A 13,573-nucleotide genomic window follows, 5' to 3' on the forward strand; every position below is an offset into this window, starting at 1 on the left:
GCTTCTCAAGAAATGCTAATGGGAGTACACTTCCGGCTTCAATATGCCTACATACGGCAGATTCCGGTACTTCTCGCCGTAGTCCAGACCATAGCCCACCACGAACGCATCCGGAATAACATAACCTTTATAGTCTGCATCCAAATCCACCGTTCTACGCGCAGGCTTATCAAATAAAGCGGCGACCGTGATCGATTTCGCATTGCGTCTTTCCAACACATCGATCAGATAGCTTAACGTCAACCCGCTGTCGATAATATCCTCAACAATGATTACGTGACGGCCTTCTACAGAGATGTCGAGATCCTTGATGATTTTGACTACACCCGACGATTTGGTAGAGGCTCCGTAGCTGGACACCGCCATGAAATCGATTTCGAGCGGTATCGTTATCTGTTTTACCAAGTCAGCCATGAAAATGAAAGCACCCTTGAGCACGCAGATGACGAGAGGGTTGCGCCCTTCGAAATCGCGGCTGATCAATTCGCCCATTTCCTTCACTTTGTCTTGAATTTGCTGCTCAGAGTATAGTACTTCTTGGACGTCGTTTTGCAAAAGAGATCCTCCTACTTCTTAAGTAAAATCAATATCAAGCTTCATACATACCACGTGTTTCGTTTCTTTGCCGGCCAACGCATGCCCTGACCGCCGAACTCCGGGCAGCCATAGAATGCGCCCTTTGGCATCCGTTACAATCGGGATCTTCTCCCTCAAGCTCAACGGGAGCTTGCCGTCAATGAACATATCCTTTACCTTTTTCGATCCATTTAGTCCCAGAGGACGCATACGATCTCCGGGACGACGGCTTCGAAAAATGACAGGGAAGGCCAGTTCATCCACATCGAAGCAAGCCGAATACATATCTCTTGTCTGCGGCTTTTCCGTCGTCCCTATAAGCCATCGAAACTCCGCCCGAACCCCCGTCTCGGGGATCAGCAGCTCCGGCTGGTTCTTCTTGATCTCGTAGACATAAGGTAAAGGTGATAACACCATCGTATGTACAGCGATTTGATCATATTCCCTGCTGAGCGTAATGTTTTGTCCGATGACTCGCCTGAAATTCGTCGGCTGCTTACTAAGCGCGGCTATCCGCATCTGCTCGATTTTCAGGAAATCGATGGATTCCGGATCGGAAGCAAGATAACTTAATATTAGTTTAATCAAACGCCTTTGTAAAGCAACATGTACCCCGCTAAACCACTCCGCACTCCAGAACCAGGCATCGTTCTTCCGGCTTACATGAGCCTTGTAGAGCCTGAGCGTTTCCGCCTCCAGGTAATCGTCCTCTCCGGCCATCATTTCAGCCAGTCGGTTTAAAGCGGAAGGAAGCTGGTCATTGTAGCGGGAAAGAAAAGGCAGCACATCCAATCGTATTTGATTGCGAAAATATTTGGTCTGCAGATTGCTGCTGTCTGTGCAGTAAGGTAAGCCCTGCGCGGAACAGTAATGCAGCAGCTCTGATTTGTATATACGCAGTAAGGGACGAATAAGTTCCACATCATTTTTTTCTTTGCGCCTGATAGGGATACCGGCCAAGCCGGATGGCCCTGTTCCCCGCAGCATACGCATCATAACGGTTTCCGCCTGATCGTCCGCATGGTGCGCAAGCGCGATGCGCCGAGCCTGATAGCGTGCAGCCGTATCCAGCAAGAAAGCATAGCGTTTTTCCCTGGCGGCCGCTTGTGTATTCAGCCCTGTTTCTTCTATATAACGCGGCATATCGATATAGGTGGAAGCCAAAGGAAGGCCAAGGCGCTGTGCCAGTTCACTCACGAGCTCCGCTTCCCGATCGGATTCCAACCCCCGAAAGCCATGGTTTACATGGGCTACGACGAGCCTCCATCCGTATCGATCGGACAACGCAAACAAAAGATGAAGCAGCGCTACGGAATCGGGCCCTCCCGATACCGCTACGACAACCCCATCTCCCGGTTCAATCAGCGTTTCGTCTCGTATGTACCGCTCTATCTTAGCGGATAATGATTGTGCCGTCTCCATCCCTATGTCCCTCTCATTTCCCCAATAGCCCGTTTCTTCTTGTTATCCCGCTCTCTTATGTATTGCCCCTATGGCCAAACCAAATACAACGTTGCGCCGAATACAATTAATGAGGCGGCAAAGCACAGCTTAATCCAATCCCCATTTACCGGCTTTTTATGGACGGTTCCATTTCCCAGACTGCGGGCCCGCCAATCGGCCAGCATCTGCTTTGAGCTGTCGTACCGTCCCGTAAGCGCTTTGCGGAGCAAGGGGGCTGCCTGCGCCAATGGGGGACACCCCTGCAAAAGCTCAATCAGCCATTCTACGTTCCGGGTTTGCGGCAGGATGGATGTCACGCTTTGAAACCTCTCCCGGTCGGTCACTTGGAGGAGCAGCACTGCAAAAGAAAATAAATCATATCCTTCATCCGCCGTTCGCGATCCGTTGTTCCAAAACCCCCGGTCATACACTTCCGTAAACTGTTTAACCGACCGGCCTTTGGCCGTCACCCCTCCGAAGTCGATCAGTTCCACTTCTCCGTACCCGGTAATGATCATGTTCTCCGCCTTCAGATCTCCGAAGACAAAGCCGCTTGAGTGAAGCTCCGATAACTTGCGCAGCAAATTCAAGCCAATCAGAGGAATCCAATCGGTTCCATATTGTTTAATAAACTCTGTAAGAGACTTTCCTTTGATATAACGCATCACACAGAAAGGATAATCCATACCCTCCTGTGAAAAATCATCCGCTTCCACGAGCATATCCTGAAAGGAAGTCGATGATTTCGTTAACGCCTTGAGCGCATTCACTTCCGATTGATGATCCGCCGGATCAAAGCCTATTTTGAGCGCGTAAAGCCGCTTGCGCCGGCTCACGAGAAACACCTTTCCGTTCGCCCCCTCGCCAAGCAGCCGCTCGACCCGGTACTGGTTTTTGTTCCACTTGCCCTGAATCCAGGCTCCCACAGGTACTGCGGGTTCAAACAACGTAGTCACGGAGTATCCCTTCCTCGTTTGTTATCACAGTTCCGCTCGTTATAGAGAGGCTCCCGGCTGTATAACCCGCGTTCTCTTTGTTATCATCGGCATTCCGGTTCATAGATTGAACCACTTTCAGCAGTGCGGGACCTGTGGGTGTCGTTCCCTTCATGTTTAATTTATAAAACAACCGGTTCAGATTTGCAAGCTCGTTGGTCCAATCCAAATCCATGACAATCTCTTGGTCCCCCGATACGTTCCCCGGAAAATGGAAAACGGCAATCCGGCTTTGGCCGATTCGGGACTGCAAGCTAAGCTGGAGATCCGCTATGGCTTCTTTTACGGCCTGAAGCTTGGGCTTCATGCTGGCGCTCGCATCGATCAACAGCGCGACCTGCAGGCTCGTCGTCTCCGTTAAATCGTCGATGACCCGGACGACCTCGGAGCGCTGTTCCGGCGGCAGCGCTTCAAGCCTGGAATGTCCCAGGATGCTGCGAAGCTCTTGTCCTACGACCTGCTGAATCGTTTGCGCAACTGTCTTGCGCGTCATCATTTGCACCGTCGGGGACAGCTGTGAAGGCTGAACCATGCGGCTCATCCCGCCACCCGCCTTGGCAATTTCCGCGATTTCCGCCGCAGCCGAATCGTCTGTATCGCCGGCATGCAGCACGCCAACCACATGAACAATAATCCCTTCCGCCTTGGCATGGGCCGCCGCTACAACCGGACTGATTCCAACATTCGAACAACCGTCTGTGATGAGAATAATCTGCTTCATCTTTCTGTCCTCCTTCTACTCTATTACATATCTTTACCAGTAGGGAGGATTCTAAACTTGGTTTCCGACAAAAAGGAACATCCCTGTTCATTGGCACAGCAATCCGCCATACCTAAAGAACGGATGTCCCTTAGAAAATCTATCTATTAACTAACCGTCTTCGGACGTTCGACGCGCTGCATTCCCGGCCAGGAGAAGGTAGCCCATTCCGGTTGGAATTTATCAATCCGTGCCACAACCACCGTCATATCATCATAGATATCTCCGTGATGGTACCTTACCACACGCTCGAGCAAAACATCCGCAAATTCCTGCGGGCTGTCCGCCTCGATTTCCGAGATCATTCGCTTCATCCACATTTCTTTGTTGACGGCGTGGCCGGGCGCATCGTAAATGCCGTCGGTCACCATAATCAAAATATCCCCATGCTTCAAAGACACGCTCACGAGATCGATGTCCATGTCCTGCACAATGCCTACAGGCAAATTGTTCGCCGTAACGGCAATCACATCATTCCCCCGTTTGATGAAACTTGGCGTGGAGCCAATCTTCATAAATGTCGTATTCGCGCTGTACTGATCGATCAAGGCCACATCCACTGTCGCAAATACCTCATCCGACGAGCGCAGCATCAGAATGGAATTGAGTGATTTGATCGCCAGCTTCTCGTCCATGCCGGATTGCAGCAACTGCTGCAAAATCGAGAGCGCCGTGCTGCTCTCCGCCCGCGCCCGCTCGCCATTGCCCATTCCGTCACTGAGCGCCACCGCAAATTTGCCGTTGCCCAGCTCTACCGTGCTAAAGCTGTCTCCGGACAGCAAATCCCCTCCTTTCGCCGCTCCGGCGATCCCCGTCTCCACTTCGTATTCCTTGGCTGACCCGAGCAGTACGGCGCTGTACCCTCCTTTTTGCTCGAGCAGCTGCTCGTTCTTGACTGCAATGTTTTCCCCGAGAATATCCGAAAGCAGGGGAGCAATAATTTTACGACATTCATCAAATCCTTTCGTATATTGATGGATAATTTCAATCTCCACGTTCCCTTCATCCAGACTGATGATATCGATGCTGTGAATGGACAGGCCCAGTTCTTCCAATGCGCTGCGGATCTGCTCCTCCTGCATGAAGAGTTCTTGTCCTTCCCGCTTGATTTCCTTGGCCAGATCTTCCATGACCTGAGAAACGCCCGATAGCTGTTCCGCCACAAGCTGACGGCTGTCGATGATTTGCTTTTTCCAATGCTGGTCATTCTTATACTGGCCATACTGTTGTTTCATCACCTCCAGCACCTGATCCGGTTTAATGCACAGCTTTTTCCATTCGGGTAGGATGTCTTTGCGTGTCATGTTCTCGCGCAGCTCTACCTCGGTCATCATGTCGGTCATAAATTTATACGTTTGATAAAATTTGCCGTCCCAGCACTGCTGTCGTTTCCAGCACGATGCACATGATTTTTCGGCCACGGAATTCATGAAGTGCCCGACTTCTTCCTCTTTGTGCAGCGGCTGGGCATCCACCGTAATTTGCTTGAAGCTGCGCGACAGCTGGCGGAATACTTCGGAGAACTGTTCAACGCGGTTTGCCGTTACATCGCGGACCCTGCGGGCATAATCATGCTGTGACTTTAAATTCTCTTGGGTCCCCGGCACATATTTGGCCAACGTCTGTATCACTCCCTTGGGAGTCAGCAGGAACAACGCCACCGCCGCGACCGATTCCCAGGTTGAGTTTAGCACCTGAGCTTGGGTCCCCAGATAAACGGATAAGATGGAGGAACCAAGCAGCATGCCAAGCGCTACCGCCAGCCTGCCGCCTTCCCGGAGCAAGCCCGCCAGCATCCCGGCAAAAGCGAGCAGGCTCATCTGGTAGATTGCACTGGAGCTGGCCAAGCTAAGAATGAGTCCGGAGATCACTCCCACCGAAGCCCCCAAAGGCGCTCCCCCGACAAGCGCGAACAGGAGGATCAAATACCGGGACAGCACATGCTCCAGCGTTACCGGACCAATTAACCAGCCGACCGTCCCCGTCATGACGGACGCAAGCAGAATAATAAGACAGATCACCTCTTCATTTTTTAAACTGTAATTTTTTCTGGATAAGGTAAATACCGGTACGGCCTGCAAAAAGATATGAGTCAAAATCAAGCTGAGCATCGATTCGATGGCCGTCATCATTAAGGTATACCACGTGAGCTCAGCGGAAGCGAGGTGTGAAAACAACTGCACAAAGAAGATGGATGCAAACACGATGACCGGCGCGTATGAAATGTCCGATCGTTCGAACCGTTCCACTCCTCTTTGTATGAGAAGAAACACGATCATGGAGGCCGCAAGATAGCCCGCATTCATAGGCTCTACAGAGAACAGGCTGCCGGCTGTCAGGAACAGGCCGGACCAAAAGAGCAGCTCCCGCCTCAAGAAATACATCACGGCAAAATAAGCGACGGCAAACGGCGCAAGCTGTTCCAGAATCATTGCGCGGCCCAGCAGGAACGCCATCACAAGAAGCAGAATGGACCATCTCTTACCGACAAGCGACTGGACAAGCCTGTTTTCTACGGTGACTCTGGAAACGGACTTCATCGAGCGCTGCATCCACCCGGACCATGCCGTTCCCGCTTTGGAAAAAATTTGACGTTTGTGCATAATATGATTACACCACCCATAAACTATTAGTGGTACCTAGTATACGTGGTGCGTTGTGGAAAGTTTGTCAGAATGAGTTGGTAGATTCAAAGTTTTTTCCGACAAAAAGAAGTCTGTCCGCGAATTTCGTTCAGGCGTTGTCCTACCTGTATTTGTTAGGGCTTTCAAAATGGTTTGGAGAAGAAATTCAGTCTTGTTCCCCTTTGTGTTCGCCGCGGACAAGCACTCTTTGCGTTACAACCTGTCGATTCGGGGAGCTGAAATGGAATATCCGACAAATATTGGAATATTGCACAAAAAAAAGAACCGCTCCCACAGTTTCTATGGAAGCGGTTCTGAGCACTTATAGCGGCGGAGGGGATCGAACCCCCGACCTTACGGGTATGAACCGTACGCTCTAGCCAGCTGAGCTACGCCGCCGCAACAAGCATGAGTATATAATAGCCGGCAAGGGCTTGTCAAGTCCCGATGCGCGAAATATTCGACCCGTAAAATATTTCCTCCGTATGCAAAAAAGCCGTTCGGACTTGGCCAGTCGAACAGCTTCGAAATATCGTTTCCTGCTAGTCTCGGCGTGCGCCGCGACCGCCGCGCTTACCCTCGGTGTTCTTCTTAAGGGAAGAAATGCGGTCTTCGCTGTCTTTCAGGAAGCGAGCCATTTTATCTTCAAAGGAAAGCCTGGTTGCGGGAGGTTTACCACCACGGCCTCCACGATCCCCACGGTCTCCTCGGTTAAAGCCTCCGCGGTCTCCTCCTTGTCTTTCAAAACGAGCGGGCCTTGTCGGCGGAGCAGCATCTACCGGACGATCCACCGTTTGCTTGATGGATAAACCGATTTTGCCGTCTTTGTCGACATTAATCACTTTCACGGTAACGATATCGTTCAGCTTGAGATGATCGTTGACATCCTTGACATAGTTGTCCGCAATCTCCGAGATGTGTACAAGGCCGGTAACCCCCTCGGAAAGCTCGACGAACGCCCCAAAGTGAGTAATGCCTGTTACTTTTCCTTGCAGCTTGCTGCCCACTTCAATTGCCATAAAGTAAACTGATCCTCCCTTAAATAGTTAGCAATGCAAAAAAAACAATAATGAAGCTACGCAGATTATAACTTATGGAGAAAATACGGTCAACACAAGGCGTAGACCATCATTTGCTAGGTTATTTCTGTGGCGGCTTCGGGGTATAAAACAACGTTTCTCCTTGCTTTACATAATGAAGCTCTTTACGGATTTTTTGCTCTACGTATTCCGGGTCATTGAGCCTTTCGATTTCGCGCTGCAGGCTGTCATAGACCTGCTGCGTCTTGGTCAGTTCCTGCTCAAGGGCGCTAACCTTCTCTTTCCGGTCACTGATTTTGTCAGCCTGGTTCCAAAGGGTAATGCCGGCCCAACTCAAAAAGCATGCCAGCACCAGCATCACAAAACGGCGTCGGCGATACGAGCCTTTGTTTTGCGGCTCACTATGTTTTGCTTTAGAAGCTGCCTGCATGAACCTTGTATCCTCCCAGGTTACGATAAGAGCGAAACTCTTATCTGAATTTTTGCAGCCAGGCTGCGACAGTTGTTATCATTTGCTTCATCCATGCGGGAACCGGAATTCGGGCGCGAATCCATCGGCCAATCGGCCTCACCAGCCATACAAGCAATTTCCGCACAGGATAGCATAATTGTATCACAGTTTTATAAAGGAAAATAGCCACCGCGAGCAAAAATCCTAAAAAGATGATCAAAAACCGGTATAATCCGATCGCCGGCTTGACAATAAACACCCGGATCAACTGCTTTCCAATGCGAACGGCGGCCAGCACAATGCGGATCAATAACCGAATCACCCAGATGACCGCACGGCTAAACACCAAAAAATATAAAACGATGCCGATGCCAAGACCAAGAAAAATAAACGGGCGAACCTCGCCCCAGTTGCTCTCATAAAGAAGCCTGAACACGATCAGCGTGCCGATGAACCAATACAGGAGATCCAGGACGGCTTTCATCCAAGAGGGTACTTTCAGCTGGCCAGCAAGCACCCGGTACATGTCGAACAGCACTCCCAGCGCGAGCCCTCCTGCAGACATCATGCCCAGCGTCACAAATTGAATCTGCAGCGTCACTTAAACAGTTTACCGAAAAATCCCTTGGTTTTCCCCTGGGAGTTTGCATCCACATACGCCAGCTCGTTGACATACCCTTCAATCGCGACCAGGCCCTGCTCGAGACTTAAATTTTTGATATGTAAATTTTGGCCTTTGATCATCAGATAGCCGCACTCGGTTTCCAGCAAAAACTCCTCGCTGTCGAAGCTTTCCACATTCAGCACTCCGGATACTTCCAGCAGCTTGCGGTTGAGCATTTTAATCTCCTGGCGCTTTACCTTCCCCGGCAATTCTGCCATGGCACGTCCCCCTCCTCATCACTTTGGCCTGCCCAAAGCATGCTTACTATAAACGTATGGGGGTCGTCCGAGGTTTAGAACTCCCAATCGGAATCCGATGCGCCATCCTGCAGGATCCGCCTGTGACCGGAAATTACCGCCAGACTAAAAAGAGACCGAGCATCCGCTCAGTCTCTTCTTGATCGAAATCGGATCACAACAAAAAGTCCGAATCACGTTTGTTCATTTCTTCTTTCAGCAGCGTGTACATCTTGGCCGCGTCTTCCTTGCGGGTTGACTCGGACAGCAGTTCCACGCGAACGGTGACCAGCTTCTGCCCGAATTGAATCGTCAGTTCGTCGCCTACCTTCACCGTGCTGCTGGGTTTGGCTTCCCTTCCGTTAATCCAGACGCGGCCCTGTTCGGATACGTCCTTAGCGACCGTACGGCGCTTAATTAAACGGGAGAGCTTGAGAAACTTGTCAAGCCGCATTATTTCACCGCTTCTTTAAGCTTGTTGCCTGCTTTAAAGGCTGGAACCTTGGATTCTGGAATTGTAATCTCTTTACCGGTTTGCGGGTTGCGGCCCGTGCGTCCGGAACGTTTGCGAGTTTCAAATGTGCCGAAACCAATTAACTGAACCTTGTCACCATTCGACAAAGCTTCTGTTACTTCGCCAAGAAAACTGTTTAATACAGATTCCACGTCTTTTTTTGTAAGGCCGCTTTTTTCAGCGATGTTGTTGATCAAATCGGTTTTGTTCATGAGTAAATATCCTCCTCTTTGAATGACGCTAAGCTTATGTATTCTTTGCTTGCATAGGAAATTCCTGCAAAGATGCTTATTTTTTTAGAACTTTTTTTGCTTCCTGCCAAAGAGATTCCATCTCCTGCAAATCAGTTTGGTCAAATGTCTTGCCCTTTAAACGCAGCTGCGATTCAATATAGCTGAATCTGTCGAAAAATTTTCGGTTGGCGTCGGCCATGGCTTCCTCGGGATCCACCTTCAAAAAACGTGCAAGATTCACGACGGCAAACAGCAAGTCACCAATCTCCTCCTGCTGCTCCGCTTTACCGAACCGTTCGATCGCTTCCTTCACTTCGACCAACTCCGATTCCACAATCGGCAGCACCTCTTCCAAAGCGCTCCAATCAAAGCCAACGCCGGCGGCTTTCTTCTGAAGCTTATACGCCTTCATCAGCCCCGGCAGATCGCGCGGCACGCCCGACAGCACCGATTGCTCGTCAGGGTTTATGCCTTTACGGCGTTTTTCTTCGTCTTTGATCTGCTGCCAGTTGCTTAGCGCTTCGTCCGCATCCTCCGCCTGCATGGAGCCGAATACGTGAGGATGACGGCGGATCAGCTTTTCGTTGAGCTCCTGAATCACATCGAATACGGTGAAGGAGCCGGCCTCCGCTTCAATTTGCGAATGCAACATGATTTGCAGCAGCAAGTCGCCTAATTCTTCGCACATATGATCTGGATCGTCGTCGTCGATCGTTTCCAGTACTTCGTAGGCCTCTTCAATCAAGTTTTTGCGCAGCGACTTGTGCGTTTGCTCCCGGTCCCACGGACACCCTTCCGGGCTTCGCAGAATGTGCACGATTTCGTGCAGGCGGGAGAAGGTGCGGCTGCGCACATCGTCCCGATCCGTCCGCGGCACCCACACCAATGACAAGTTGCCGTAACCTTCTACACGGTCAAGCTCATACAAAGGCACCTCACGAACGCGCTCCTCCCCTGTCACGCCAAGCGAATGGCCAACGGTTACCGGATAGTCGTCCGGGTACAGTTCCATCAGCGTCAGCTTCACATCCGAGGCCGTATAGACATCATACACTTGTCCGATCAAGGTATGCAGCTGCGGATTCAGGGAGCTTGCCTGAAGCGAGGTACCGTCAAGCAGCTGAAAGCCCTCGATGGGATCAAAGCCGAGCCTCAGAAAGGCCTGATCGAGAAAGCTCTCGCCGCCCATGAACCCGAGCAGCACGCCTTCGGCCGGACAACGCTCGCGAAGCAGCTGCACCGTCCGCTCGGCGACCATCGGATGTCCGGGGACGGCGTACAGCACTTCCCCCGCCCCTGGAGTCTTCGCCCGGGCGATCAGCGTAGAGGCGATCGTTTCGTACACCGTGTCGAACGCCTCATTGGCTTCATATACGGCGTCGAACGTCTCATAGCGCAGCCCGTGGTGATCAAGCATCGAGACCATCGGATGCTCCTTGGTGCGCAGATACAGCGCTCCGCCCGTCGTGCCGGTGGATTCGAGCTTTCTCCAGACGCCGAGCGTCAGTTGATTCGGGTCGCCGGTTCCGAGGCCGACAACGGTAATTTGCGGTTGCATAGACATGCGCAAGCGCCTCCTTAGGTTTTGATGCGGCGCTCCGCTCTAGGGGAGCAGCCGGAGTCTGCGCAGCAGCGCTAGGGGCTTGCCCCCAAGCTTGGGCACCTGAGCCAGCTCCGCGGCGCTCACCGCGCCCAGACGCAGCAGCGCGAACGCGAAAGCCAGCGCCCCCAGCGCGACGCCGCTAAGCGCGATGATCGCGGCCATGCCCCGCTCGGGCAGGGCCACAGGCAGCCGTGCAAGCAGCGGCGGAGCGCCGTGCGTCACGGCCAGCAGGCCGAGCGTCATAAAGCCGACCGCCAGCAGCGGCTTTATGACGGCGCGGCCGCCCGGGGCCGTGATGCCGGCGGCGCGCAGCGCGTGCGCGAGCGTGAGGCCGCCGGCGAGCGCGTAGGCGGCCACCGCGGCTGCCGCGGCGCCGGCGATGCCGAAGCGCGGCACAAGCAGCACGTTCGCCGCGACCTTCACGCCGGCGGCAAGCAGCAGATACAGCGCCGGCGCACGCACGGCGCCAAGCCCTTGCAGCACGCTGCCGGCGACAATATTGATCACCGAGAACAGCGCGGTGAACGAAAGGATCGCCATCGCCGCCGTACCATCGGCGCTTTTGAAGAACATCACGTTCAGCGGCTCCGCCAGCACGGCCAGACCGAACGAGGCGGCGAGCCCGATCATCCAGGTGAACCGCAGCGATATCTCCGCCCTGCTGCGCACCGCCGCCAGATCTCCCCGCTGTCTGGCTTCCGCCATCGCCGGCACCAAAGCCGCCGACATGGAAGACGCAATCATGGCAACCAGTTGCACCAGAGGCAGGCCGTGATGATAAAGCCCGAATTGATAAAGCGCCCCGGTTTCGTCATAGCCTGAAATTCGAAGGAGCCTGGGCAGCGTGAAGGAATCCACAAGTGTCAAAATCGGAACCGCAATGGCGCCGAGGCAGAGCGGAATCGCGTAGACCGTCAACCGTTTCATCAGCGCCCAATCCCGCTTCCATTGCCAAGCGCCGAAGAGGGAAGAACCGCCGACCGCGCCCGTACTCCCCAGCGTTTCGCGATCCCTCCGCCAAAAAAACAGCATGACCGCCAAACCCGCCATCGCACCTGTCACAGAACCGAACGTGGCGCCTGCGGCAATCCATTCCGGTCCATAACCCAGATGCATGAGCACGATAAGCAGGATCAGCATCGTACCCACCCGCACCGTTTGTTCGGCAACCTGCGACCAAGCGGTCGGAACCATATTTTGAAATCCTTGATAGTAGCCGCGCAGGCAGGACATGACCGGTACGATCAACAGTGCAAACGACACGCTGCGAATCGCCTCGACGGTTTGCGAAGCACCTATCCATCGCGCGATCGTATCGGCTCCGGAATACAGCAGCAGGAAGAAACAAATTCCCGTCGCCATCAGCGCAACCAAGGCCACACGTAGCACACGGCGCGCTTCGTCGAAGCGGCGGGCGGCCGCATACTCAGATACAAATTTCGATATCACCAGCGGAAAACCGGCCGTCGCCAAAAACAAAATTAAAATATAGAGCGGATAAACCGCGTTATAAATGCCGAATACCGCATCGCCGGCCAAATTCTGAAGCGGAATTTTCTGCAGCGTTCCGATCAGCTTGGAGATGACAGCGGCCATCCCCAACAAAGCAGCGCCTTTTAGCAGCGCCGAGCCCGCGCGTCCCCCATCGGTCCGCCCCTCCGGCCCGAACGCCTTGTCCGTCTCCTTTCCTCCGATGCTCTCCCTCTCCTTCTTGCCGTACCGCACTAAAGCTTGGCTTAGCGTCCGTCTTAACGCCAACATTATATCGCACTTACCGCCCATTTTCCAAAACCAAGCAAAAAAGCTTCCCGATATCCCTTCAAGAGGATGCCATCAGGAAGCCCTGCTTTTGCTTTCTTGCGGTTGATCTTCAGCCGCACATTATTGTTCCATTTGCTTGGCGAGGAAGCCCGCAGCCGTTTCCGCCATTTTGAGCTCCATTTGGCCCATTTTCACACTTTCATCCTTGCTGACCAGAATCACCGCTCCGATCGGGTCTCCGCCCGCCACAATCGGAGCAATCACATACGAGCTGTAAGTTTCGTTTACATCCTTGGAAATTTCATATGACCCGCTGCTGCTTTCTATCGAAGCCTTGCGGTTTTCCATGCATTGTTCAACGAGAGAACCGATCGGCTTGTCCAAATATTCCTTCTTGGAACCGCCGGCTACGGCAATCATGGTATCGCGGTCCGATATCATCGTAATGTGGCCTGTACTTTCATATAAGGACTCGGCATATTCTTTTGCAAAATCACCCAGTTCACCGATAGGAGAGTATTTCTTAAGAATCACTTCTCCGTCGCGGTCTACAAAGATTTCGAGAGGATCCCCTTCCCGAATCCGCAGCGTACGGCGAATCTCCTTGGGGATGACGACCCTGCCAAGATCGTCTATACGACGAACGATTCCAGTTGCTTTCATAATTCTAGAT

At 52.7% G+C, this 13,573-nt stretch carries 14 protein-coding genes and 1 tRNA gene; all 15 read right to left on the bottom strand.

Going from position 1 to position 13,573, the window contains the following annotated elements; all coding sequences use genetic code 11:
* Nucleotides 1-15: 15 nt before the first annotated feature.
* The 15 genes from hpt to spoVT all read right to left on the bottom strand — a co-directional run bounded on the left by hpt (nt 16) and on the right by spoVT (nt 13,563).
* Entirely contained in the window at nt 16-555 is a 540-nt protein-coding gene (gene hpt / locus NR121_RS20485) for a hypoxanthine phosphoribosyltransferase (protein ID WP_054819654.1), read from the bottom strand.
* An 18-nt stretch (nt 556-573) separates the two neighbouring features.
* Entirely contained in the window at nt 574-1,998 is a 1,425-nt protein-coding gene (tilS, locus tag NR121_RS20490; RefSeq protein ID WP_074729809.1) for a tRNA lysidine(34) synthetase TilS, read from the bottom strand.
* 68 nt (nt 1,999-2,066) lie between these two features.
* Entirely contained in the window at nt 2,067-2,975 is a 909-nt protein-coding gene (locus NR121_RS20495) for a serine/threonine protein kinase (RefSeq protein WP_054819657.1), read from the bottom strand.
* On the bottom strand, nt 2,959-3,735 hold the full coding sequence (locus NR121_RS20500) for a vWA domain-containing protein (RefSeq protein ID WP_062410343.1): 777 nt from the start codon (nt 3,733-3,735) through the stop codon (nt 2,959-2,961). The genes NR121_RS20495 and NR121_RS20500 overlap by 17 nt, the downstream gene beginning before the upstream one ends.
* 146 nt (nt 3,736-3,881) lie before the next feature.
* Complete coding sequence (gene spoIIE / locus NR121_RS20505) at nt 3,882-6,377, bottom strand: stage II sporulation protein E (RefSeq protein ID WP_062410342.1); 2,496 nt, start codon at nt 6,375-6,377, stop codon at nt 3,882-3,884.
* A gap of 346 nt (nt 6,378-6,723) precedes the next feature.
* Nucleotides 6,724-6,797: transfer RNA gene (locus tag NR121_RS20510), tRNA-Met, on the bottom strand.
* A gap of 143 nt (nt 6,798-6,940) precedes the next feature.
* The gene (locus NR121_RS20515; RefSeq protein ID WP_054819659.1) at nt 6,941-7,417 is read right to left on the bottom strand and encodes a S1 domain-containing RNA-binding protein; all 477 of its coding nucleotides are present in this window, start codon (nt 7,415-7,417) and stop codon (nt 6,941-6,943) included.
* Nucleotides 7,418-7,538: 121 nt separating this feature from the next.
* A complete protein-coding gene (locus NR121_RS20520) occupies nt 7,539-7,868 on the bottom strand; it encodes an FtsB family cell division protein (RefSeq protein WP_062410341.1) in 330 nt (109 codons plus the stop codon).
* A gap of 40 nt (nt 7,869-7,908) precedes the next feature.
* Nucleotides 7,909-8,490: a spore cortex biosynthesis protein YabQ gene (gene yabQ, locus NR121_RS20525; RefSeq protein ID WP_062410340.1), complete on the bottom strand. Its 582-nt coding sequence runs from the start codon at nt 8,488-8,490 to the stop codon at nt 7,909-7,911.
* Nucleotides 8,487-8,771, bottom strand: coding sequence for a sporulation protein YabP (gene yabP, locus NR121_RS20530; RefSeq protein ID WP_062410339.1), 285 nt, complete (start codon nt 8,769-8,771; stop codon nt 8,487-8,489). Before yabP ends, yabQ begins: the two co-directional genes overlap by 4 nt.
* 193 nt (nt 8,772-8,964) lie before the next feature.
* Complete coding sequence (locus NR121_RS20535) at nt 8,965-9,243, bottom strand: RNA-binding S4 domain-containing protein (RefSeq protein WP_054819661.1); 279 nt, start codon at nt 9,241-9,243, stop codon at nt 8,965-8,967.
* Nucleotides 9,243-9,515, bottom strand: coding sequence for an HU family DNA-binding protein (locus NR121_RS20540; RefSeq protein WP_010501443.1), 273 nt, complete (start codon nt 9,513-9,515; stop codon nt 9,243-9,245). Before NR121_RS20540 ends, NR121_RS20535 begins: the two co-directional genes overlap by 1 nt.
* Nucleotides 9,516-9,591: 76 nt before the next feature.
* Nucleotides 9,592-11,094, bottom strand: a complete 1,503-nt coding sequence (gene yabN, locus NR121_RS20545) for a bifunctional methyltransferase/pyrophosphohydrolase YabN (protein WP_062411110.1) — start codon at nt 11,092-11,094, stop codon at nt 9,592-9,594.
* A 45-nt stretch (nt 11,095-11,139) separates the two neighbouring features.
* Nucleotides 11,140-12,900, bottom strand: coding sequence for a putative polysaccharide biosynthesis protein (locus tag NR121_RS20550; RefSeq protein ID WP_256831847.1), 1,761 nt, complete (start codon nt 12,898-12,900; stop codon nt 11,140-11,142).
* 120 nt (nt 12,901-13,020) lie between these two features.
* A complete protein-coding gene (gene spoVT / locus NR121_RS20555) occupies nt 13,021-13,563 on the bottom strand; it encodes a stage V sporulation protein T (protein WP_054819640.1) in 543 nt (180 codons plus the stop codon).
* Nucleotides 13,564-13,573 lie beyond the last annotated feature (10 nt).

The organism is Paenibacillus sp. Pae15 (genome assembly GCF_024519685.1).
Lineage (GTDB): Bacteria > Bacillota > Bacilli > Paenibacillales > NBRC-103111 > Paenibacillus_G > Paenibacillus_G naphthalenovorans.